The organism is Streptomyces sp. NPDC050674, from assembly GCF_040654575.1.
Classification (GTDB): Bacteria; Actinomycetota; Actinomycetes; order Streptomycetales; family Streptomycetaceae; genus Streptomyces.
This window is the reverse complement of the sequence record NZ_JBFAIG010000004.1, coordinates 12,987-36,039: the sequence shown is the minus strand read 5'-3', so window position 1 is coordinate 36,039 and position 23,053 is coordinate 12,987. Positions and strand designations below refer to the sequence as shown.

The window sequence follows — 23,053 nt, the reverse complement described above, 5'->3', positions numbered from 1 at the left end:
ACCCCTTGTGGCCTGCGGAAATAACGAATTGGCGAGCTTTTCGCGCCCATTGGTCGAGACCACTGACGCGCCGCTGGCCAGGGCCTGGCAACAAATTTCGCCCCGGAACGCGCCGGGGCCCGCGCCGAGTCGGAACGGCGCGGGCCCGAAGAGGACCGGCCCCTCGAAAGGGGCCGATCGGGTGAGGCGATTACTGCGTCGGGGGCGGGGGCGGCGGGGTCTGCCCGTCGGGCTGGGGGTAGCCGTAGCCGGGTTGCGGGGGAGCGGCCGGGGGCTGTCCGTCGGGCTGGGGGTAGCCGTAGCCGGGCTGCGGGGGAACGGCCGGGGGCTGTCCGGGCATGGGGTACGGCTGCCCCGGCTGCGCCGACGGCTGGCCGGGCTGCGGAGCCGGCTGCGGACCGGGCTGCCCCGGCTGCGGCTGCGGCTGGGGCTGCGGGACGCCGGCCTGCGGGTAGGGCTGCCCGGGCTGGGCCGGGGGCTGTCCCGGCAGGGCGTAGGGCTGGCCGGGCTGCGGATAAGGCTGCCCGGGCTGGGCGTACGGCTGGCCGGGCTGCGGCTGCGGCTGCTGCGGGTACGGGCCCGGCTGGCCGGGGGCCGGCTGCTGCTGGCCGGGGTACGGGGGCTGCCCCGGCTGGGCGTACGGCTGACCGGGCACGGGCTGCCCCGGCATGGCTTGACCGGGCACGGCCTGGCCCGGCAGCGGCGGGGCCGCGACCGGCGGGGGGTTTCCGTCCGAGGTCCACAGGCCGTGCGACTGCTGATGGCGGACGAAGTCCTCGGCGACCATGGCCGCGAGGTTGAAGTACGCCTCGCGCACCTTGGGCCGCATCATGTCGAGGTCGACCTCGGCACCGGCGGCGAGGTGCTCGTCGAACGGCACGACGATGACGCCCCGGCAGCGCGTCTCGAAGTGCGTCACGATGTCCTCGACCTTGATCATCTTGCCCGTCTCACGGACCCCGGAGATGACCGTGATGGACCGCGAGACGAGGTCGGCGTACCCGTGAGCGGACAGCCAGTCCAGGGTCGTGCTCGCACTGCTCGCCCCGTCCACGGACGGCGTCGAGATGATGATGAGCTGGTCGGCGAGGTCCAGCACACCGCGCATGGCGCTGTAGAGCAGACCGGTACCGGAGTCGGTGAGGATCACCGGGTACTGCTTGCCCAGAACGTCGATCGCGCGCCGGTAGTCCTCGTCGTTGAAGGTCGTGGACACGGCCGGGTCGACGTCGTTGGCGATGATCTCCAGACCGGAGGGCGCCTGCGAGGTGAACCGGCGGATGTCCATGTACGAGTTGAGGTACGGGATCGCCTGGACGAGGTCCCGGATGGTGGCGCCCGTCTCCCGCCGCACCCGGCGCCCGAGGGTGCCCGCGTCCGGGTTCGCGTCGATCGCGAGGATCTTGTCCTGCCGCTCGGTGGCGAGCGTGGAGCCGAGCGCGGTGGTCGTGGTCGTCTTGCCGACACCGCCCTTGAGGCTGATCACCGCGATCCGGTAGCAGGACAGCACGGGTGTGCGGATCAGGTCGAGCTTCCGCTGCCGCTCGGCCTCCTCCTTCTTCCCGCCGATCTTGAACCGGCCGCCACCGGCCACCGGACGGCTGCTCTTCGCCCTCTGCTTCTTGCTGTTGAGCAGCCGGTCGGACGACAGCTCCACGGCAGCGGTGTAACCGAGCGGCGCGGCGCCGGGGTTGGTGGGCTGCCGCTGGTCGTGCTGCATGGGCTGCGGCCAGGCAGCCCCGGTGCGGGGGTCCACGGGCTGCGGAGGCTGGCCAGGCTGACCTGGGTGACCCGGCTGACCGGGCTGGCCGGGCTGTGCGGCGTGCGGGGGCTGTGCCCCGGGCTGCGGCTGGGCCTGCGGGGGCACACCGGGGTGCGGCTGCTGGGCGTGCGGCTGGGGGAAGCCGTAACCGCCCTGGGGGCCGGGAGAGGCCTGGGCGGGGGCGCCCGGCTGGGGGAAGCCGTAGCCGTCCTGCGGAGCCGGAGCCGGAGCCGGAGTGGGCGCGGGGGCGGCCGGGGTGCCGGGCTGCTGGGCCGGGGGCTGCTGGGGTGCCGGGGCGGAGGCGCCCTGCTGCGGGAAGCCGTACCCGTCCCGCGCGGGGGGCGTGGGCGCGCCGTCCGGCTGCTGGACCGGGGCCGGGGGCTGCGGCTGCGCAGGGACACCGGGGTGCGGGAAGCCGTAACCGCCCTGGGCATCCGGCGCGGCCGGGGGCTGAGCCCCCGGGTGCGGGAAGCCGTAGCCCGGCTGCGGTGCGGGCTGGGCGGGCGGCTGGTTCCACGCGGCGGGCGCGGGCTGCGGCGCCTGCGGGTGGAACGGCGGCTGCTGGACGGGAACCGAGGGCTGCGGCTGCATGGGCGGCTGGCCCTGCGCCGCCGTCGGCTGCGGCAGGCCAGGCGCGTTCGGGTCCGCGGGCTGTGCATGCGGCTGTCCATGCGGCTGCTGCTGCGGCTGTGCGGGCCACTGGTTGGCGGGCGTCGGGGCGGCAGGCTGGTACGACGGAGGCAGCGGCGGAACGCCCTGGGGGAGCGGGGGGACCGAGCCGGACGGCGTGTGCTGCGAGGTCTCGGGCGCCGGGGCGGCCGGCACGGCGTCCTGCGGCCCGCTCTCGGTGGTCGGGAGGTCTGCGGGGGGCGCGTCGGCGGGCTCGGCGGCATCCGCCACCGCGTCCTGAGGCCCCTGCTCGGCGTTGGCCGGTACGGCGTCCTCAGGCTCGGGCCGGACGTCACCGGGCCGGACATCACCGGGCCGGACGTTACCGGGCTGGACGACGTCGGGCTCGTCGGCGTCCGACGCGGCGTCCCGCGAGCCGGCCTCCTTGGACGCGGCGTTCTCCGCCTCGGTGTCCGCGGGCTCGGCGTCGGCAGGCTGTGCGTCGTTGAGCTCGGCCTCCGTGGGCTCCGTTTCCTCCGCGCGGGCGTTGTCGGCGGGCGCCCCGTCCGGGTCCTCGGCGCCGTCGGCCTCGCTGTCGCCGACCGCGACGACAGGCGGCTCGATGACCACGGGCGCGATGTCCTCGCCCTCAGGCCGGGTTTCCTCCGACTCGGCTTCGTCGTCCGACGGCACCTCCACGAAGGCGTCCGCGTCCAGGGCGTATTCGGAGACCGCGTCGGAGTCGTCGTCGGCCTCCGCGTCGAGGTCGTGCTCCCGTGCGTCATCGGCGCGAACCTCGTCGCCGGTCTCGTCAGCGGCCTCCGCCTCGACGTCACCCTCGCCTTGGGCACCCGCCCCCTCAGGGGCATCGGGAGTGCCGGGCACGTCGGACGGGGGAACCGCCTCCGCGGCGGCCCGCTCCTCGATCTCGCGCTTCAGGGCGACGGCGGAGAAACGCATGGTGGCACCGCTCTCCAGGTCACCGTTCCCGGCATCCGCCTCCTCGGCGACCGGGGCGGCAGGAGGCGCCGGGGGAGCAGGCGGAGCAGCGGGAGTGGCCGGAACCTCCGGAACCTCCGGCGTGACCGGGGCCGCCTGCGGCGGAGCCGGCGGAGTCCACTGGCCCTGGTACCCGCCGGCGGGGATGTGCGGCACGGCCGTAGGAGAGGCCGCGCCGCCCGCCGGGGCCTCGGGCTGCCCCTGCGGCTGTGCTCCGGGCTGCGGCGCCTGCGGCTCGAAGCCGCTGCCCATCGGAAGCCGCGGCACGGCGGAGGGGCTCTGCGAGGAAGGCGCGGGCGGGGCCGGCGGCACGAAGGGCGCACCGGGCGCGGGCGCCGGCGGCGTGAACGGAGCACCCGGAGCGGGCGCCGGCGCGGGAGGAGTGAAGGGCGCCCCGGGCGCCGGAGCCGGTGCGGAGCTCCTCTGCCCCGGCAGCGACGTCGGAAGAGACGAGGGTCCCCCGGAAGGGTTGGCGTGCGGCGGCGGAGTGAGCCCGGGCAGCGGCGGCATCGGACCCTTCGGCACGGGGGAACCTCCAGGCGTCCCGGCAGCTCCGGCTGCCCCGGAGTTCCCGGGCGCATGGGAGGCCCCCGGCCCGGAACCGGGCGCCCCCGAGGCACTGGAGTCCGCGGAAGCTCCCGCCCCCTGCCCCGAGGCCGAACTCCCGGAGGCGTTCTGCGTGTACCAGGCGGGCGGCGCGTAGTCGATGGTGAACTCGCCCGTCACCTCTGCCGCGGACTCCGCGTCGGGCTGGTCATCGCCGGGTGTCGCCCAGCCCCCGCGCATCCCGTCCCGATCGCTGCTCACAGTGTTCCTCCTGGTGTGGTCGAGCACCCTCGTGCCGTGCTGGGGCGACCATTGCTGTCGCACGAATCAGCGGGCTACCCCTGGGCCACCCCCGATATCGCGTCACCCTGTTGGGTCATCGCCTCGTCCCCCACCCCAGCCTAATCAAGAAAGTGGCGGACACGGCAGGCGCGTCCGCCCGCCTGATGTGCGTCCGACACAAAGTCGGCGGAACCCCGGAGCGGGTTCGCGGTCAGTCCATCCGCCGGGCCGCACCCAGCAGACCGATCTCGGCGTCCGTGGGCTGCGTCATGACGTACTGGCGGTCACTGTCGGTACACCACAGAGTCACACCGTCGGCGAGGGTCGGCAGCGGTTCGTACTCGGTGCGCGGCAGGCCGATCACGCGACCGATCTCGGCCGCCTCATCGGGCGACACCCGCTGCACTCCGGTGAGCCGGGCCTGACGCATCAACCGGGGTGCCACCGGGCTGAGATACGGCAGCAGGGTGAGCACCGACTGCCAGGGCGCCGACACCACGCGTCCGCGCGGCGGCCGCATACCGCAGTCCCGAATGACCAGGACCGGGCTGCCAGCAGAGGCGCCGAGCGGAGGGACCCGGCCCACGTCGTACACCGTCATCCCGGACTGGCCGCCGCCCACTGCCTGGACGATCCGCGACCAGTGCTGGGCACGACCGGTCTCGACGGCGACCCGCGCGCCCGTCGCCGCGGCGCGCAGCGCGAGCACCTGGGCCGTCCACAGACCGCCGATCAGCAGCACGTCGTACGGCGTTGGGCGGTTCACTCCGAGCACGGCGGGCTGGCCCTCGGGGGTGACGCCCACGACCACGCCGTCGTCACCGATGGGCAGCGACAACGCGTCGAGCTGGTCTACCGGCAGCGTGTGCCGCGGGCGGCGTGGGCCGAGCAGCCCGAAGCCGGTGCGCAGGCGCACTGCCAGGCCGCCGCCCTCTGAGCGGGTCCGGGACGGCCCGGCTGGATCCGGAACGGGGGCTGTGGGGGAGTTGGCGGACGAGGGCGGTGTTGTCATGGCGGCCATCAGCGGGCACCTCCGAGCGGCAGCGTGGCCAGGACTCCGGGCAATTGCTCCCGGTCGAGTCGGGCGAGTCCGGTCTGCGCCTGCCGTGCCACGCGTTCCAACTCGCGCCGTGACGCGGCAAGCTCTGTGCTGCTGCGCCCGGTGACCCGTACATGCCCAGTAAGGGACACCTCCTTTTTTCCGCCCCGGGCAAGCGTCAGGCTGAGCGTCGTCGCCAGGGCGGGCACCGCGGTCAACTGCGCGACCAGTTGCGGCAGACCGATACCGGAGCCGCCGAGAGAGGGCCAGCGGCGCACCCAATACGTGGTGTGTCTGCGGTTGTCGCACCGCCAGCTGCGACTGGTCTCCTCGGTGCGCCGCCGAGGCGCCTCACTCTGCCCGGCCTGAGTGGTCACCATCGGGTTGGCGCAGGCGGAGGTGGCGATGGCAGAGGTCACCTCCTCCTCGGTGAGCACGCTCACCCGGAACCCGGCGCCCGTCAGCCGGCTCGCCAGATGCTCCGCCGACCGCACCAGGCTCTTCTGCGCCCCGGCGAGCCCGCCGCCGCGGGCAGCCACCGCCTCCGGGCACAACTCCGGGTCCAGTTTCAGTGCGATCCACATGATGCGGACGGCCGGAGAGGCCGTGTGTCCCTGGAGCTGTGTGTAGTTGGTCACGACGACCGATTGCTGGGGCAGGTGCGGCGCGGGCGCGGGCTGGGTGTGCACCACGATCTGCGCGGACTCCAGGTGGATTCCGTCGACATCCAGTGTGTCCCGCACCAGAGCCAGGGGGAGTGGGCGGCGGCCACGCTCCGCGCGTAGCGCCCCGAAGTCCGCCTCGACCTGGAGGACCGCGGTGAGGAAGCCGCCGTCACCGACCATGCCGACGGGCCGCTGGTCACGGTCGTTGCCGCGACTGTAGCTGTAGGTGCGCAGGCTCGGGTCGCACTCGACGGCGGGGGCCAGCCCCGGGTCTGTGCCCGGCGGCACTGGGCTGCTGGCGGCCCTGCGGCGGCGGGAGCGCAGGGCCTGCACGCCGGCCAGCCACTCGGGGAGGGCGCGTCCCCGGCGCCGCACCAGCGCGAGCACCACGAGGATCACGGCCACGACGGCGGCCGGAACGAGCGCGTATGTCCCGATCGCCCAGCCGCACAGGACGAGTGCCGCAGCCAGTTCGAGCAACACCAGCCGCTGCACAACGAAGGAACGTCCGCGCCCCGAACGTGCCCTCAGGTGCGGCGTGACAGCGCCAGACGCCGCGGCGCCACCACTGGGCGCCGCCCGACCGGCGCTGCCCGAACGTGACCTCGATTGCGATCGCGATTGTGTCCGCCGCGCGGAAGCCGTCACCGCAAACCCCCCGAATATGTCCCGAATGCCTCTGCCCACACGCTCCTGCTAGTCCTGAGCGCACTGCCCCTGACACACGCACGGCCACGCAACAGGCATAGTAGGGGCCGGGTCTGACAACCGAGGCACCAGAGGCAACCACGGGCGGGCGACGGTCACCATCACCGTCCCCAGGGCTCCGCAACGGGGAGAGAGCGGACACAGATGGCATCACGCCGCGATGAACTCAACGCCTACACCTTCGCGAAGCGGCGCACACTCGCTTCGTTTCTGCGCCCGTCGCCGTCGGGTTCCGAAGAGGGCGCGCCGAAGCCGCTGAGCGCGGTATGGCCGGGTGTGGTGGTCGCTGTGGTGATCCTCGCGGTGTTCGGCGCCATAGGGCTCTTCAGCCCCACCGCTCCGAGAGGCTGGGACACCCCGAACGAACACGTCATCGTCGCCAGCGACTCGACGACGCGATACGTCGTCCTGGAGACGAAGGGCCAGAAGCAGCTGCATCCGGTGCTCAATATGGCTTCGGCGAAACTGCTGCTGAAGCCCGACAAGAACAGCATCATCACGGTCGACGAGAAGGTCCTCGACAGCGGCAAACCCCCGCATGGCGCCACCCTCGGCATCCCGTACGCCCCCGACCGGCTACCCTCCGCCGATGAGGCGGAGGCCACCAAGCGCTGGGCGGTCTGCGAGCGCCCAAGCGACGGCGGACGGGCCATTCAGAAGGCGGCGTTCGTCCTCGCCGAGAAGGAGTGGACCAGGATGGAGGGCCGCCACAAGCTCTCCGGGAGCGACCTGATGTACGTCGTCGGTCCGGACGGCAAGACGCAGTACGTCGTCGACGACCGCGGCTGGGCCTACCCGCTCGTCGACCCCACCGACAAGGAACTGCTCAAAGCCCTCGACACCCAGGGCCGTGCCCCGCAGCGCGTCTCCCAGGACTGGCTGGACACCCTGCACAAGGGCGACCCCCTGGCCATCCCCTCGATCGACGGCACCCCCGGCGCCGAGGCCGGCGCGTCCGACCGCCTCGGCGAGTACGACAAGGTCGGCATGGTCATCAAAGCCTACGACGGCACGCGCATGCAGTACTACGTCGTCCTCCCCGGCGAGGTCGCCCGGATCAGCGAGTTCACCGCCACCCTCCTGCTGAACAGCGGCAAGCTCGTCGCTGTCGGGCAGACCGGCGAGGCACGACAGGTAGCCCCCGGCGCGGTGGTCGACAGCACCACCTTCCGCGGCGAGAAGAAGTGGCCGACGTACAAGCCGAGGACCGTCAACAACGGCACGAGCGCCACTACCGGCCGCAACACCGTCTGCAACGTCCTGCGCTCGGTCGACGCGAAGGACGGCACGACCACCCTGTCCACCTGGGTCGGCACCGACTTCCCCGCGTCGCTGCCCACCGGCTCCTCCAGCGCCTACGTCACTGCCGGCTCCGGACAGCTCTACCGCCAGTTCCAGGGCACCGAAACCAAGGCGGGCAGTGTCTTCCTGGTCACCGACACCGGCCTGCGCTACGCCCTGCAGTCCAACAGCGACAGCGCCACCGAGGACAAGGGCATCGGCACGTCCAAGGAGCAGCGCGAGCAAGCGCTGACCGAGGCAAAGATCGCGCAGACCAGGCTGGGCTACGAGAAGGTCGACCCGGCCCCCGTCCCTCTGGCCTGGTCGAGGTTCCTGCCGACGGGCCCCCGCCTGTCCGAGTCGGCGGCGCGCCAGCCGCAGGGCTCGTAGCCGCGGGCATTCGGTAGGAGAGCGAACTGATGCCGAAAGCAGGCGACATGAGAACCAGGAGCCGCTCGCTGATGGTGACGCTGCTCGCCACGACGGCCCTCACCGCTACGACCCGACCAGCCCTCCCAGCCCCCGAGGCACGGGCGGACGACAGTGGCCAGTGCACCTTCCCCTCGAAGAGGTACGAGGGCCGCCCCTGGTCGCTGCAACGCATCAACCTTGACGAGCTGTGGGCACAGACGAAGGGCGAAGGGATCCGGGTCGCCGTCGTCGACACCGGTGTCGACGTCAGGAACCCCCAGCTCACCGAGGCCGTCGACGTGTCGAAGGGCAAGAACTTCCTCCCCGAGAAGAACAAGAAGGGCGAGAAGATCGAGCGCGGCAACGCGAGCGGAACGACGGACACCGTCGGCCACGGCACCCGCGTGGCCGGCATCATCGCCGCACGCCCAGTGAAGGGGACCGGCTTCGTGGGCCTGGCCCCCGAGGCCACGATCATCCCGATCAAGCAGAACGACGCGGAGGGTAACGGCACGGCGCTCACTCTGGCACAGTCCATCCGCCACGCAGTGAACGTGGGCGCGGACGTCATCAACATCTCCCAGGACACAGCCAACGCCGTGAAACCGGCCGAGGAGCTGGAACAGGCGGTGAATTACGCCCTCGGCCGGCAGGTGGTCATCGTCGCCTCGGCCGGCAACGACGGGCTCGGCGGCAACGTCAAGGTCACTTACCCCGCTTCGTACCAGGGCGTCCTCGCCGTGGCCTCCTCGGACCGCAACAACGAGCGTGCCCCCTTCTCCCAGTCCGGCAGCTTTGTGGGGGTCGCCGCACCCGGCGTTGACATGATCTCCACCGTCCCCGGCGACGGCCACTGCTCCGACAACGGCACCAGCTTCTCGGCCCCGTATGTCGCGGGCGTAGCCGCCCTGCTGAAGGCCAAGTATCCCAAGTGGACGGCCCGGCAGATCGTCGCCCAGATCGAACAGACCGCGGAACGCACGATCCCCGGCCACGACATCCTCGTCGGCTGGGGCGTGGTCGACCCGGTCAAGGCCCTCACCGACATCGACCCGGCCCACCCCGCCGAGTCCCCCCGCCCCGAACAGAACCCGGTCGGCGCCGAAGCTCCCTCGGTGCCCCCCGTCCACTTCGGCGAAACACCGGAGGAACGCAACACCCGCCTCGGCACCTACGTCGTGGTCGGAGGCCTCGTCCTGGCAGTGGGGCTGAGCGGGACGGCGGTGGCGGTGCGGGATGCGCGGCGTCGGCGGAGAGGCATGGGGGGACCAGCATGCTGACGCAGCTGTCGATCATCCTCTTTGTGTTGGCGGCTCTGCTGATCCTCATGGCCTGCGTGAAGGCGCAGCGGGTCCGTTCCTGGCGCGAGTCCTTGAACCCGTCCGCGCCGGAGGTCCCGGACGCGGCGTTCGTCACCGCCCGCATCGCTCTCATAGGCACGGCAGCGGTCTGTGCAGTGATGGGCTTTCGAGGCCTCGGCATCGAGGACGGCTCCAAGTGGAGCGACGGCGAGCTGAAGAGCGCCGTGGAACAGGCCGCGTACGAGCTCGACGGGTTGCTGTACCGGGTCGACGACTCGGGCGAACCTGTAGTCCACTTCCACGACTACGACACGCTCATCGAGAACGAGGTCGTCGAGAACGGCGGCGGCGATGCCCCACAGGACGGCGTCGCCGCCTCAGCTGCCGACGGCAACACGGACGCCGACGCGTACTTCACCGTCTCCGCGAACGGCGCCGACGCCGAGTTCTGCGTCCACATCGAGCGCGTGCGCTCTAAGAAGGACGACTACACGCCGCCAGGGCTCGACGCGGATACCTGGACTCAGCTGGGTTACCGACTCGCGGTGACGTCGCGGGAGGGCGCCTGCTGACGTGACTCGTCAGGCTACGTCGTCCGCAGCGGCGGAATGAGTCTTCCCGCCCTGTGCCTACTCGGCGCGTTCGCTTAAGAGCGCCTGCCGGTGTGAACGGCGCGCCTCGACCGAAATCAATCACTCCGAGCCGTCCGCTTCGCACATGGCCGCGTCTTCGACCTTACTCGTGTAGGCGGTGATCAGCCTTTTCATCGCATCGGCATCCTTGTGGTCCGAGCCTTGGGCCTGAACCGCTGTGTAGAGCTCCTGGCCGTGCTGCTCGTCAACGCAGCCCTTCGTCTTTCCGAAGGCCTCGTTACCCGAGTACCGGAACCGATCGCCCTCCGCCGACTCCTCAGGGGCCGTGAGCGTCTGGCTGGAGGCGAAGTACGCGGTGGTCTTGCCCTCTTCCACCCACGCCTGGGTAGCCCTCAGAGCCAGTTCGTCATCCACGACGACCTCGCACACCGTCGTCCCGCCACCGGACTTGTCCCGCACGGTGATCTCCTTGCCGCTCGGGAGGAACGGGCCCAGTTCATCGGAGTCAACAGCGACTCCGCAAAGATCCTTCGGGATCGCGAAGTCGCGTCCGGACTCGTCACCGCCACATCCTGACAGCACGGTGACAAGGACGGCGATCCCTGACACGACAACCATGCCTCGCTGTCGCGACGGCGCAGGGCGAACACTCACAAGATCCCCTTCGTCGAGCCGCAATGATCAGAAGGCGGCGATGGTACCGGGCGCCTGTCCATTCACAATGGCGCGTGCGTTGATGTAACCCTGGCGTGCCGCCTCACGGGCGGTGATGCCGGCATCGCTCGTGTCCATCGTGTGGTGCTTGTCCGCCGCAGTCCGGGCGGCGTCCTCCGTGATGGTCAGGTTTCGTGTCAGGCCTTCCTGCCAGTACTCGCCGCCCGTCTGCTGCGCCTGGTCCATGGCGTGGCCCTCTGCGTCCTTGAACACCGATTCCAGGACGGTGCTGGTGACGGTGCCAGCTGCGCCGCCGACCGCGGCCCCCACCCATGGCGTTGCGACGAAGGACGTACCGACGCCGACCACGGTGCCGACCGTGCCGGAGATGATGTTCTTCTTCTGGGCGACGGCGTGCTCGTATTCCTTGTCCTTGTCCGAGGCCTCCTGGCCGATGTACTCCTGTGCGCCCAGCGCGAGAGTGCCGGACACCTCGCCGGACCTTCCGGCGATCTGCCGGACGACGAGTTCCTCGTCGTCGGAGAGCCGTTGGGCCTCCGGCAGGTCCGGGTTCAGGTGGTAGTCCAGCAGCTTGCCCATATACGCCTTCTGGCCGACTTCGACCGCGGCATATCCTTCCGGGTTCTGCCCGACGGCGAAGAGCAGCTTGCTCACGGACGCGTGATCCAGTACGGCTTCGGAGCCGGCGACGGGGTACAGCTTCTCAACCTCCCGCCACTTGTCCGAGTCCGGATCCCGCTCGACATCGGTCATGGACCGGTTGATATCCGGCAGGTACTCGGAAGTGATCTGTCCGACGCTGTCGGTCATGAAGCCACGGCCGGTGAGCCGCTCCGGGTCGTCCGCGATCGACGCGACCAGGCTCTGCATGAGTTTGGCCTGATCGGCTGTGTGAGCCGGCGTGTCGATGGTCGGCATCTGGCCCGCGGGGTGACCCGTGGTGGCCGCCTCCAGCGCGAGGGCGAGATTGTTCTCGCCGGTGTGGAGATCGTCGCCCTTGAGGTTGCTCTCCTGCGGCCACTCCCGCTCCTCGAAGAGGTACTGGAAGTTGGAGAGGGTGACCTTGCCGTTCTTGCCGTTGCCGTCGGTGTCCCGCTCGAAGGGGTTGTCCTTGTCGTCCTTGTTGATGAACTCCTGGTTGAAGAAGTCCGTGGCCGCGTCCGGGCTGTTGGAGAGGCCCTTCAGGTAACCAGTGAGGGGGTCGGAGCCGCTGTCCTCGCCGATGCGGTTCAGCCAGGGGTCCGCGCCCATGTGCTGCCACGCCAGGTTCTGGTGCTCGCCGTTGCCGGTGAGCTTACGCTCGGTGGCCATGAGCTTGTTGCCGTAGTCCTTCAGGAACTGGTCGTCATAGTCCCCGGTCCGCATCAGGTTGCTCATGACCTGGAAGCCCATGGGACCGCCGCCATTGTTGCCGTAGATCGGCTTGTCGCCGATGTCGATCACCGTGCGCTTCCACTCGGTCATCGCGACCGAATCACTCTGCGTGGCGTTGGCGAGCGTGGTGCCCAGGCTGCGCTGCAGGTCGTCGAACTTCTCCCGCCGTTCCTGCCCGAGCTCGTAGTTGCCACGGTGCGGGTCGTTGACGCCGGTCCAGAACTCCAGCGTTTTCTGCGGACCGAGCGTCGTGGCGAACCGTTCGGCGAACAGATCGTCGTCGCCGTACTTGTTGAGCCCGTTGAGGAGCCGGTCGAACTCTTCGGGGCTGAGGTCCTTGGTGTCCTTCCGCGCCAGCTTCGCCAGCTCGTCGGCCTGCTTGACGGCCTCAGCGGCGCTGTCCCGGTCCTTGTACGAGGCGTCCGAGAAGCCGAGTTTGCTCTGGTCGGCGATGGCCTGCAGGACGGTCTTGGCCGAGTTGTCGCTCTCGGTCGCCTTGTCGAGGATCTTCTGGAGCTGATCACGCAGCGTGGTGATCTCGGACTGTTTGTCCTTGTCCTGCTGCGCCCGGCCCTCCGGCGGCACGTTTGTGGTGACGGTGAACCCGCCCTCGTAGCCGATCACCGTCAGGTTGTTCTTCCGGCCGCCGTCTATCGCGTTGACGAGCTCCTGGTGATAGCCCTTCAGCTCTGTCCGTGTGTCCTCGAGGATCTTGTGGATGGTCGTCGCCTGCGTGTGCGCGTCGCTGAACTCACCCGCAGTCTTGCCGATGAACTCCTTCGACACCTGAGCGTTCACACCCGCCCAGTCCGCCTTGTTCGCGGCCTGGTGTAGTTCTTCCTCGGCGTCCTTTTTCAGCGTCTCCAGGTGCTTGACCAGGGTCGACCAGTCCGTGACGGCGTCGTCGAGCAGCTTGAAGTTGGCGTCGCGCAGAGTTTCGAGGTTCATCGGTCGCTATCCCCAGAAGTCCATGAGTTTCAGAAGCGTCGAGCAGCGGCTGAGCGAGTCGGTGAGCCGTGTGCCGGTCTCCGGCTGTACGCCGGGAGCCACACCGGCGTCCCGTGGGTTGCCGCTACCCGTCCTTCTTCTTCTCGTCCTTCTTCTCCCCGTACACGGGGTTCTTCTCGCCCGGCTGCCCCACCCGCTCGTCGAAGCCGGCGTCCAAGGTGTCGATGCTGCTCATCTGGCGCACGATGAAGTTGTCGTCGCCGGCGTGGATCTTCTTCGTGACCTGCAGATGGTTCGTGATCTGCGCACACGCGTCCATGAGGGATTTGAGCTGTTCCTCCCACCGGTTCGACACGTGCTGCAGCCCCGCCCCGAGCGCGAACCCCTGCTTCGACAAGTCACTGGCCGCGGAGTCACTGCTGGGGACAGAGACACGGGCCTTGTCCCACAGCGCGTTGTACAAGCTGTGCGCGGATTTGCTGATCTTCGTCAGCGAAGCGTTGGTGACCTTCAGATCGCCGTACGACGACGGTCCTCCTGCCGTACCCGGCGATCCGTCGCCCGGGTCGAGCTGGTTCAACTGCATGTGCGTGGAGTGCTGTTCGGCCGCCTGAGTCTTGAGCTGCTCCCACTCATCCCATGCCATGGATCGTCCTCTTCCCCCGTGCTGCTCGGCTCCCGGAGCTCGTGCCGGTTGGATGACTGCGTTCCGGGGGCTGTGGTTACGGGTCAACCTAGCAACCGGGTTTGGTGGGGGTAGGGAGCAGGTCTTTTGTGTGCGGATTGTCCGCAGTGAAGATTCGGGACGGTGCCCGCCTGACAGAGCCGCGACGCCTGGCCGTGGGGGCGACGCGAAGATCGCAGGGGACTCGCGATGGGTTGGAGAGCGATTCGCAAAGCGGTGAACGGGTCAGTCGGTGGCGCGTACACGAGCTCGTAACTGAGGCAAGCCGTGCGACTGTTGGTCCCGTTGTGCAGGTTGACTAGAGTGGTAAACGCGTCGTCCGAGGCGGCTCGCCTTGAGATCGTATGGCGCGCGAGTGGTCGGTCCGAATCTGATCGGGCCGACGGATGTTCACGGGGAAACGGGGAGGAGCGTCGTGCTTCCAGCGGACATGGGGGGTGTGTCGGCGGCTAGGGCGGCGGACCTGGAGGTCAGTGGGGAACTGCTGCAGGACTTTGTCGACCGAGTGGACGCAGTGCTTCGCAATCTTGAAGCGTCTGCCGGCAGCCCGGCAAAGGTGGGAGCGCAGACGCTCAGGCCGTCGTCCTTGAGCAACGGGCGGGCTGGTGTGTTTCCCGAAGCGCAGAGCCTGCACGCCCAGTACAACGGCGTCCACGAGAAGCTCACAGCGCTGTCGAAGACGCTGCATCTGCACATCGAGGCGATCGCCATCGGGGTCAAGGGCGCGGCTAACGGCTACGACACGCTTGAAGACGACCAGCGTCGGCGGTTCTGGGCGATTCGTTGGGAGCTCGAATCGATGCAGGACGACAAGAGTGGTCAGTACACCCGCGAAGACGAGTCCGGGATGGGGGCCTGACCATGAGCGACGAGCAGCACAAGCAGGACTTGGAGCGTGCCTCCAACCAGAACAACTTCGCCGATGTGGCCCGGAATGTCGAGCACTCCAAGGGCAACGGGTTCCTCCCCGGGTTCATGAGTGACTCGTTGCGGGCGATGGTCGGGTCCACCGCACCGGGCAAGGCCGTCTTCGGCAGCACGGACTTCGGAGCGAAGGACCTCGACCTCAACGCGATGATCGATCTGGTTGAGCAGACAGCCCCCGAGGACTTGGAGTCGTCCGGCAAGGCGCTGTGGGATGCGCGTGACGCCATCCAGTCGGCAGCGGATGAGCTAAGGGGTCGCATCGAACGCGTCAATTGGAAGGGACAAGCAGGTACTGACTTCCAGAAGTACGGTCGCTCACTCGTCCAGAGCACGGACGGATTGAGCGAATTCGCTGGGAAAGCGGGTGATCAGATCTCCGCTGCCGCGGTGGGCCTGGCCTCAGTGCGCGCGGCCATGCCGAAGCGTGACCCGCGAAACCTCAAGCGCCCCGAGAGCTACAGCGAGGCCGAGAAGACTGAGAAGAAGGACGAGTACGAAGCTGCCGTCAAGGTGGAGAAGGACCGGCAAGAGGCAATCAACCAGATGAATCGGTTGGCGTCGTACTACGCGGTCTCCAGCCAGCAGCTTTCAGTGCTGCAGGAGCGTCCTCCGACGTTCCGGTCGTTGCCGACCATGGGCATGCCGCCCCAGACCTCGGACAGTGGTTCGGCGGCAGCCGGGGAAGGGGCGGGGCCTGGAGCAAAGGCGGCTGCCACCACGTACCACGCACCCACGGAGTCCCAAGGCCGTTCCACCGTGGACGGCGTGACGGACACACGGGCCCCCGAGGGCCTCCCCAGGGGCAGGGCCTCGTACCCCGACGACGCTGTCGGCACCTCCATCGACAGCGTCGACACCCTGCCGCCGACCACGACGCCTGCCACCGGGAACATGCCTCCGGTCACCGGAACACCCCCTACCACGGGTGGGCAGCCCAGCACTTTCGACAACTACGCGCCCATTGTCCAGGGGAGGGCCAACGGCAAGACCACGGGTGGGGGGAGCGGGCCTCGCACCCCTGTCACGGCCCGAGGACGTACTCAGACCGGTCCGATCACCCCAGCCAACGGGCGTACCGGTCCCGGTGCCACGAACCAGATGGGTCGTCCCACTGCGACGGGCCAACCCATTGCCAAGGGAACCGGTTCCGGTTCCAGGTCGTTCCCGATGGGACAGTCGGGCGTGCACGGAGGCACTCCTCGCCCCGGCGGCACGACCGCACCGCGGACGAACACCGGTCCGTCCACTGGTGCAGGGCGGGCGAACGGAGTGGTCGGCGGACGACCCGCGGCCACTGGCGGTGCGGTGGCGAAGGGCGGGCAGCAGATTCCTCGTGGCACGGTGGTCGGTGCCGGTCCCCATGCCGGCGCCCGGCCGTCGACCGGTGCTCCCGGACAGCGCGGTGTCTTCGGTGCGCCTCAGACCGGTGTGAGGTCCGGCGCCGGCGGCACCTCTCGCGGAGGCGCCACAGCAGGGAACATGCCTGTGACAGGCAACCAAGCAGGTCGTAACTCCGCTGTTCAGGCGGAGCGCAACGGCATGACGCACGGTGGCGCTGGACTGGTCCGGCGGCCTGGTAAGGGCAAGCCTGGCGACGAGAGGGACGCGCAGGGGTCACAGCGTCCTGATTATGTGGTTGAGGAAGAACAGACGCATCTGCCCGACACGCCCCGGCGCGATGTGCCGCCGGTCGTCAACTGATTGTTAGCGAGGATTGGCAACGCCATGAAGTCAGGGACGACATTCCTTGGTGCATGGTGCGATAGGCGAGTGCGTGCTACAGGCGCGATCGTCGGCACCCTGGCTGCCGCGGGAATGGGACTGGCACCGAACGCCACTGCCGCCGATGGCGGGTCGCAGCAGTGGTACCTGGAGCCAATGCAAATCGAGCAGATGTGGAAGGTCAGCACGGGCAAGGGTGTCAAAGTTGCCGTCATCGACAGCGGGGTGAACGCGAACACGCCGTCGCTGAAGGGACAGGTACTGGTCGACGAGGTTCCCAAGTCGGTTGCCTACCGTGCGACGGTCGACTACAGCGGTCACGGGACGAGCATGGCGGAACTGATCGCCGGTACCGGTGAGGGAGGCGGCCTTCGAGGACTGGCTCCAGGAGCCAGGATCATTCCTTACCGAGTTGAAACGTTTGACCAGTCGAACGCGGACAGAGAGAAGACTCCGCAGACATACCAAGCACTCAGGGCTGCGGCGGACAGCGACGCCAAGATCATCAACATGTCCATTGGCGGTATGAATTCCGACGAGGACAAAGCCGCTGTCAAGTACGCGGCTTCGAAGGGCAAGCTGCTCATCGCTTCCGTGGGCAACGACGGCGTACCCAACGCGCCGGCGATCCTTCCCTACGTGGTCGGTGTCGGGGCGGTCGACTCCTCCTATGAGGTGGCAGAGTTCGCGAAGAAGTCGTCACACGGCTTTGCCGACCTCGTAGCGCCCGGCGAGGATGTGCCTACCTGGTGCGACGAAAAGTTCCGTTCGTACTGTAAGTCCGCAGGAACCAGCCAGGCTGCCGCACTCGTCTCCGCCTCTGCCGCCCTCATTTGGTCCGCCCACCCCGACTGGACCGTCAACCAGGTCACCCGAGCGCTGCTCGACACCGCCAGCCGCGGTTGGCCCAAGGATGAACCCAGCAAGTACGCGGGTTATGGAATGGTTCGTCCGCGAGTCGTCCTGGCAAACCCCGACTATGACGCCGGCGCACCGGACGTTGACCCGCTGGCTAAAATCAACGGGGGTGACGTGCTGGCCAAGGCAGGGGCACGGGACGCAAGCAACAGCGACAGAGCCAACGATTCCTCCGTCCCCTCCGCTTCTGCATCAGCCGCGTCACAGGCCCCTGAAAAGGGTTCAGTCGACGGTACTTCGGCGGCAGGATCGAGCGCGGAAGTAGCCGCCCACGACAACGGCACCCTGTGGATCGCACTGGGCGCCGCAGGCGCAGTGATCGTAATCGGCGGTGCCGGCGCAGCCGTACTGCGGGCGCGCCGCGCGAGGTGACTCGACCAGCCGCCCGAGCCGACCGAGTACCGGGCTGGAGTCACGGCCTTCGGCTCGGTCTCAACACCGCGTTCGCCTCCTCCGAACCTCGAGGTGACGCGGGACCAATCGACCAGACAACACACAGCGGAAGGGACGGCTGGCCATGGCGATGGACCAGAAGCTCGAAGATGCAGCAGTAGTCAAGCTGCAGAAGCAGATGTTCGAGAAGTACGAGAGCATCCGCAAGCGGGTGCACAACCTTCAGGGCGTCATCGACGGCCTCGAAGGCCAGTGGCAGGGTATCGGTCGCGCGGAGTTCGACCGGAAGCAGTACGAGATCAACGAATCTCTGGCCAAGATCGGCAACATCCTCGGTGAGGTCATGGATGCCATGACGACCACGCGCAACATCAAGGACAGCAAGGAAGACGAGGTCCGCGCGGCGGTCAACCGCATCAACCTCCAGGATGGTGCTCCTACGGTGCAGCCGTCTGCTTTCAACTCGATGTGAGCGGCCCGAACCGAGGCCTCCGGTCCGGCCTCAGGGCATCGAGCACGACAGTTGACCCCACATCCAACCGCACACGAGCGATACGAGGTAGGTAGGCATGAGCCGTAACGGTGACGGTCTCTCCGTAAGTTATGACGCGCTGGACTTCGCGGCCACCAACATCGGCAACGAGGCGAAGCAACTGGAGCAGGACCTGGCGGAGCTCCGCAAGCTGGTCGAGAGCAGCAAGCAGTACTGGTCGGGTCAAGCCCAGGGCACCTTCGGGGACAAGCTGGCCCGCTGGGACAAGGAAGCCAACGACATTCACCAGGCGCTGACGGGCATCGGCCACGTCGTCGGCCAGTCGGGTGGTACGTACATGGAAGGCGACAAGAAGGCCGCCAGCTACTTCCTGTAAGAGGACGGCTGTCGCAGGACGAGCACAGGGTGGGCGCGCACGGGAGGCGCCCACCCTGCTGTGCGTGGGAACGGGACGAGGCGTGCGACGAGGCCTTGAGGGAGCCAGGGGCCGCCCCGCCGAAGCGAAGCGACCCCGAAGCCGAGCCTGACGGTGCCCGTCATAGAAGCCCATCCGCCACCAACCCCACCTGAACCAACGGCTTCCCCCGCTTCCGCGACACGAACACACCTCGACCCGCGGGCATCGGGCGCGGCCGTACGCCCCCCAGCAGGTCGCCCTCGCTGGAGTCGCCGGCGAGGATGACGCCTTGGGCGCCGAGCTCCTTCATGCGTTGCATGAATGGCTCGTAGCCCGCGCGACCCGCGCCCGCAGTTGAGCGGGCGATGATGAAGCGGACGCCTACGTCCCGGGCGAACGGGAGCATTTCCGTGAGGCCGGCCAGTGGGTTGCCACTGGACGTGGACACCAGGTCGTAGTCGTCGATGACGATGTACACGGTGGGGCCCTGCCACCAACTGCGGTTGCGGAGCTGCTCGGGGGTGACATCGGCGGTCGGCGTGCGGCGCTGCATCAGGTTGACCAGAGCGTCCATGTGGTGCTGCATCTGGTTGGACATGGGGATGTACTCCGCCAGGTGCGAGTCCGGGGTCACGCCGAGCAGCGATCGCCGGTTGTCGACCACGAAGAACTTCGCCTCGTTGCCGGTGTGACGCTCGGTGATCCGCTGGATGAGCAGCTTGAGCAGGTTGGACTTGCCGGACTCGCTCTCGCCGAACACGAGGAAGAATGGGTCCTGTTCGAAGTCGACGAACACCGGCTCGAGGTTGTCCTCGTCGAGTGCGAAGGCAACGCCGCGGTTCGGGAAGCGGTCACCGGGCGGGAGCTGCTGCGCCGGGAACTCCCGGGGGAGCAGCCGCACCTCGGGGGCAGCGGGCTGCTGCCAGTGCCGTGAGACCTCGGCGGCCAGCGCCTGCGTCGCCTCGGCCAGGTCGGTGTTGGAGGACAGACCGTCTATGCGGGGGACCGCCGCCATGAAGTGCTCTCGCTGTGGAGTCTGGCCGCGCCCCGGGACACCGGTCGGCACGTTGGCCGCCACCTTGCGGTCGAACTCGGAGTCCATGGCGTCGCCGAGCCGCAGCTCCAGGCGGTTCATCAGATGGTCCTTGAGGTTGGAGCGGACCTCCATCGACCGCGAGGCTGTGAGGATCAGGTGCATGCCGTAACCGAGGCCGCGAGCCGCGATGTCGACGACGGCCGGCTCCAGACCGTCGTAGTCCTGTCGGAAGTTGCCCCAGCCGTCGATGACCAGGAAGACGTCCCCCCATGGCTGGTCGGCCGTGGAGATCTCGCCCCGTGCGCGCCGGGTGCGGAACTCGGCGATCGAGGAGATGCCCGACGTGCGGAAGTACTCCTCGCGGCGGGTCATGATGCCGTACACCTCGGCGACCGTGCGCCGGACCTTCTCCGGGTCAAGGCGTGAGGCGACGCCGCCGACGTGCGGTAGACCTGCCACGGAAGCCAGACCACCACCGCCGAAGTCCAGGCCGTAGAACTGGACCTCCTGTGGGGTGTGCGTCAGTGCGAACGACGCGACGATCGAGCGCAGCAGGGTCGACTTGCCGGACTGCGGACCCCCGAGAATCTGCATGTGGCCGGCAGCACCGCCGAAGTCCATCCACAGCGAGTCACGGCGCTGCTCGTACGGCTTGTCGACGATGCCGACGGGAATCACCAGCCGGCCCGCGCCCTCGTACCCGGGCTGCGTCAACCCGCGGCCGGGCACGGTGGCGAGGCCGGGCAGCAGCGAGTCCAATGACGGCGGGCTGTCCAGGGGTGGCAACCACACCTGGTGGGCCGCCGGGCCCTGAGCCTCCAGCCGCCGCACGATCACGTCGAGCACGGTGTCGGCGAGCGCTTCGTCGGTCCGCTCGGGCTCCTCCTCTTGCCGTTGCTGCGGCACCGCCGCGTACTGGACTGGCACTTGCGCCGCGGTGAACAGCACGGGCCGGCGGTCCACCGGGAGTGGACCGCCGTACGACGCTGCCTGCTGGGCGCTGGAGCGGTACACACCGGAGACGTACGCAGCCTTGAAACGGACCATCTCGTCCGTGCCGTGCTTCAGAAAGCCGGAACCCGGCACGTTCGGCAGCTCATAGGCGTCCGGGACGCCGATCGCGGCCCGCGACTCGGCCGCCGAGAAGGTGCGCAGACCGATCCGGTAGGAGAGGTAGGTCTCCAGGCCGCGCAGGCGTCCCTCCTCCAGACGCTGTGAAGCCAGCAACAGGTGCACGCCGAGCGACCGGCCGATACGGCCGATCTGCACGAACATCTCGATGAAGTCCGGTTTGGCGGTGAGCAGTTCGCTGAACTCGTCGATGACGAGGACGAGCGAGGGGATCGGCTGGAGCGCGGCACCGGCCGCGCGGGCCTTCTCGTAGACATGGATGTTGGCGAAGTTGCCCGCGTCGCGCAGCATCTCCTGGCGGCGGTTGAGCTCACCGCGTATCGAGTCGCCCATGCGATCGACGAGGGTCAGGTCGTCGGCGAGGTTGGTGATGACTGCGGCCACATGCGGCATCCGGGACATGCCCGCGAACGTCGCACCGCCCTTGAAGTCGGCGAGGACGAAGTTCAGCGTCTCGGAGGAGTGGGTGACCGCGAGACCGAGGACCAGGGTGCGCAGCAGCTCCGACTTGCCGGAACCGGTGGCGCCGACGCATAGACCGTGGGGCCCCATGCCCTCCTGCGCGGCCTCCTTCAGGTCGAGCATCACGGGCCGGCCGTCCTCACCGACACCGATCGGCACGCGCAGCCGCTCGGACTGCGAACGCGGCCGCCAGGTGCGCCGCGGGTCGACGGCGGCGGCGTCCCCGAGGTTCAGCAGGTCGGTGAACTCCAGGTTGGCCAATAGCGGTTCGTCGTCTTCACCACCGGAGGCCATCCGCAGCGGTGCGAGCTGCCGGGCCAGCGCCTCCGCCGCCGCGTAGGACAGAACGTCGGGCGTGCCCTCGTAGACCATGCCGTGTGCCGACTCCAGGCGCAGCTCGCGCGGGTGCACGACGACGGACAGGTCGCCGCGTCCGGCGGTGAGCTCGCCGGGCACGACCTCCAGGACCGTCACGCCCTGCAACCCCTCAGGGCTGGCGAGCAGGGACGTCGGCGGCAGCGAGACGCCGTCCAGGACGACGACCACGTGCGGCTGTTCGGGCACCGGCGGCGCGCTTGGGTGGAAGCGCGGGCGGCTCTGAAGGCCGGCACCCAGCAGGTCCTCCAGCTGGAGCGGATTCGTGGTGATCAGACGCAGGCTGCCGGCGCCGTCCGCCTCTCCCCTGGCCTGTACGTGCGGCAGCCACTTCGTCCACTCCCACTCGGGTGCGGAATCCCGCCCGGTGGCGACGGCGATGACGAGGTCCTCAGGGGAGTGCAGCGAGGCCAGGGCGCCCGTCACCGCGCGGGCCGCGCCGCGCACGGTGTCCGGCTCACCGCTGATCGACACGTGGTAGAAGGCACGCAGTGACACCGCCATCGGAAGATCCTCGAGCGTGCTGTGTGTGGCCAGGAATCGCTGCATGGCGCCCGCCGTCAACGGCTCCAACTGGTCCACCGGCGCGGTCTCCGGCGGGAGCAGCGGGGTGGCCAGGGACTGAGCGCCGAGCCCCACACGCACCTGCCCGAAGTCCTCATCCCCGACGCGGCGCTCCCACACCCGGCTGCCCTCGGCGACCAACGCCCACAGTTGCTCCGGCGAAGGGTGCAGGTAGTACTGGGCGTCGCGCTGAGCCTCGGCGGTCTTCTGCGCCGCACGCCGGGTCTGCGACAGGTACCGCAGGTAGTCCCGGCGGATGTCGGCGATTTGTCCCTGGTTGCCGCGCCGGTAGCGGATCAGCATCGCGATGCCCATCGCGATCGTGGAGGCCACCATGACCATGCCCATGATCTTCATGAAGGGCTGAGCCTGGGGGTTGAAGAAGAACACCACCGACCCGCCCATACCGAGCATGGGTAGAAGTTGCATCAGGGCGCCTTCCCGCTCCCCGCGCGGCAGCTCCGGCGGCGGTTGCAGGAGGACCTCGTGCGTCGGCACTTCCCGCGGCAGAGCCCTCGGTGGGCGCTTGACGACGATGTGGCTCACTTCGCACCAATTCCCTTGCCGGACCGACCGTTCCGTCCGCCGCCCCGTGTCCGGCGAGCGTCGATCACGAAGCGCGATCCTACTGACAACCAGTGACATCGGTGGGCGGTAGGGTGCCCGTGAGACGGGTGAGCAGTTGCGAATCGGGCGCCTGAAGACCGGACATTCCGCACTCATCGTGCGGAGTGCTCACCGCCTGTTCCCGGAAGAC

At 68.9% G+C, this 23,053-nt stretch carries 15 protein-coding genes; 8 read left to right on the top strand and 7 right to left on the bottom strand.

All coding sequences use genetic code 11. The features are described 5' to 3' along the window. Window positions 1-190: 190 nt before the first annotated feature. From AB0I06_RS08865 to eccE, 3 genes are all read right to left on the bottom strand, one after another. Window positions 191-4,177, bottom strand: a complete 3,987-nt coding sequence (locus AB0I06_RS08865; RefSeq protein ID WP_363118068.1) for an SCO5717 family growth-regulating ATPase — start codon at window positions 4,175-4,177, stop codon at window positions 191-193. Window positions 4,178-4,409: 232 nt separating this feature from the next. After that, entirely contained in the window at window positions 4,410-5,210 is an 801-nt protein-coding gene (locus AB0I06_RS08860; RefSeq protein WP_363118327.1) for a hypothetical protein, read from the bottom strand. A gap of 8 nt (window positions 5,211-5,218) precedes the next feature. Continuing rightward, on the bottom strand, window positions 5,219-6,433 hold the full coding sequence (gene eccE, locus AB0I06_RS08855) for a type VII secretion protein EccE (protein ID WP_363118326.1): 1,215 nt from the start codon (window positions 6,431-6,433) through the stop codon (window positions 5,219-5,221). 321 nt (window positions 6,434-6,754) lie between these two features. Here eccE and eccB point away from each other — a divergent pair, with 321 nt between their 5' ends. From eccB to AB0I06_RS08840, 3 genes are all read left to right on the top strand, one after another. Further along, complete coding sequence (gene eccB, locus AB0I06_RS08850) at window positions 6,755-8,281, top strand: type VII secretion protein EccB (RefSeq protein WP_363118067.1); 1,527 nt, start codon at window positions 6,755-6,757, stop codon at window positions 8,279-8,281. 71 nt (window positions 8,282-8,352) lie between these two features. Next, window positions 8,353-9,582, top strand: a complete 1,230-nt coding sequence (mycP, locus tag AB0I06_RS08845; RefSeq protein WP_363118325.1) for a type VII secretion-associated serine protease mycosin — start codon at window positions 8,353-8,355, stop codon at window positions 9,580-9,582. Further along, the gene (locus AB0I06_RS08840) at window positions 9,576-10,175 is read left to right on the top strand and encodes a hypothetical protein (protein ID WP_363118066.1); all 600 of its coding nucleotides are present in this window, start codon (window positions 9,576-9,578) and stop codon (window positions 10,173-10,175) included. Before mycP ends, AB0I06_RS08840 begins: the two co-directional genes overlap by 7 nt. 120 nt (window positions 10,176-10,295) lie before the next feature. Here AB0I06_RS08840 and AB0I06_RS08835 read toward each other — a convergent pair whose 3' ends face one another. From AB0I06_RS08835 to AB0I06_RS08825, 3 genes are all read right to left on the bottom strand, one after another. Next, on the bottom strand, window positions 10,296-10,814 hold the full coding sequence (locus tag AB0I06_RS08835; RefSeq protein ID WP_363118065.1) for a ferrous iron transport protein A: 519 nt from the start codon (window positions 10,812-10,814) through the stop codon (window positions 10,296-10,298). A 63-nt stretch (window positions 10,815-10,877) separates the two neighbouring features. Continuing rightward, on the bottom strand, window positions 10,878-13,193 hold the full coding sequence (locus AB0I06_RS08830) for a hypothetical protein (RefSeq protein ID WP_363118064.1): 2,316 nt from the start codon (window positions 13,191-13,193) through the stop codon (window positions 10,878-10,880). A gap of 124 nt (window positions 13,194-13,317) precedes the next feature. Continuing rightward, on the bottom strand, window positions 13,318-13,839 hold the full coding sequence (locus AB0I06_RS08825; RefSeq protein WP_363118063.1) for a hypothetical protein: 522 nt from the start codon (window positions 13,837-13,839) through the stop codon (window positions 13,318-13,320). Between the two features lie 454 nt (window positions 13,840-14,293). Here AB0I06_RS08825 and AB0I06_RS08820 point away from each other — a divergent pair, with 454 nt between their 5' ends. The 5 genes from AB0I06_RS08820 to AB0I06_RS08800 all read left to right on the top strand — a co-directional run bounded on the left by AB0I06_RS08820 (window position 14,294) and on the right by AB0I06_RS08800 (window position 18,707). Then, window positions 14,294-14,737 carry a DUF2563 family protein gene (locus AB0I06_RS08820; RefSeq protein WP_363118062.1) on the top strand — a complete coding sequence of 148 codons (444 nt, stop codon included), beginning with the start codon at window positions 14,294-14,296 and terminating at the stop codon, window positions 14,735-14,737. Between the two features lie 2 nt (window positions 14,738-14,739). After that, window positions 14,740-16,506, top strand: a complete 1,767-nt coding sequence (locus tag AB0I06_RS08815) for a hypothetical protein (RefSeq protein WP_363118061.1) — start codon at window positions 14,740-14,742, stop codon at window positions 16,504-16,506. Between the two features lie 114 nt (window positions 16,507-16,620). Further along, window positions 16,621-17,817: a S8 family serine peptidase gene (locus AB0I06_RS08810; RefSeq protein WP_363118324.1), complete on the top strand. Its 1,197-nt coding sequence runs from the start codon at window positions 16,621-16,623 to the stop codon at window positions 17,815-17,817. A gap of 145 nt (window positions 17,818-17,962) precedes the next feature. Beyond that, window positions 17,963-18,310: a WXG100 family type VII secretion target gene (locus AB0I06_RS08805; protein WP_053668649.1), complete on the top strand. Its 348-nt coding sequence runs from the start codon at window positions 17,963-17,965 to the stop codon at window positions 18,308-18,310. Between the two features lie 97 nt (window positions 18,311-18,407). Further along, the gene (locus tag AB0I06_RS08800) at window positions 18,408-18,707 is read left to right on the top strand and encodes a WXG100 family type VII secretion target (protein WP_361873926.1); all 300 of its coding nucleotides are present in this window, start codon (window positions 18,408-18,410) and stop codon (window positions 18,705-18,707) included. Window positions 18,708-18,867: 160 nt separating this feature from the next. Here AB0I06_RS08800 and eccCa read toward each other — a convergent pair whose 3' ends face one another. Then, window positions 18,868-22,842, bottom strand: coding sequence for a type VII secretion protein EccCa (eccCa, locus tag AB0I06_RS08795; RefSeq protein WP_363118060.1), 3,975 nt, complete (start codon window positions 22,840-22,842; stop codon window positions 18,868-18,870). Window positions 22,843-23,053: the final 211 nt, after the last annotated feature.

Bases quoted from the DNA above. Each gene is read 5' to 3' on its own strand.
- AB0I06_RS08830 (WP_363118064.1), bottom strand. From the start codon at position 13,193: ATGAACCTCGAAACTCTGCGCGACGCCAACTTCAAGCTGCTCGACGAC.
- AB0I06_RS08805 (WP_053668649.1), top strand. From the start codon at position 17,963: ATGGCGATGGACCAGAAGCTCGAAGATGCAGCAGTAGTCAAGCTGCAG.
- eccB (WP_363118067.1), top strand. From the start codon at position 6,755: ATGGCATCACGCCGCGATGAACTCAACGCCTACACCTTCGCGAAGCGG.
- AB0I06_RS08840 (WP_363118066.1), top strand. From the start codon at position 9,576: ATGCTGACGCAGCTGTCGATCATCCTCTTTGTGTTGGCGGCTCTGCTG.
- AB0I06_RS08800 (WP_361873926.1), top strand. From the start codon at position 18,408: ATGAGCCGTAACGGTGACGGTCTCTCCGTAAGTTATGACGCGCTGGAC.
- AB0I06_RS08810 (WP_363118324.1), top strand. From the start codon at position 16,621: ATGGGACTGGCACCGAACGCCACTGCCGCCGATGGCGGGTCGCAGCAG.
- AB0I06_RS08835 (WP_363118065.1), bottom strand. From the start codon at position 10,814: ATGGTTGTCGTGTCAGGGATCGCCGTCCTTGTCACCGTGCTGTCAGGA.
- mycP (WP_363118325.1), top strand. From the start codon at position 8,353: ATGGTGACGCTGCTCGCCACGACGGCCCTCACCGCTACGACCCGACCA.
- AB0I06_RS08825 (WP_363118063.1), bottom strand. From the start codon at position 13,839: ATGGCATGGGATGAGTGGGAGCAGCTCAAGACTCAGGCGGCCGAACAG.
- AB0I06_RS08815 (WP_363118061.1), top strand. From the start codon at position 14,740: ATGAGCGACGAGCAGCACAAGCAGGACTTGGAGCGTGCCTCCAACCAG.
- AB0I06_RS08860 (WP_363118327.1), bottom strand. From the start codon at position 5,210: ATGACAACACCGCCCTCGTCCGCCAACTCCCCCACAGCCCCCGTTCCG.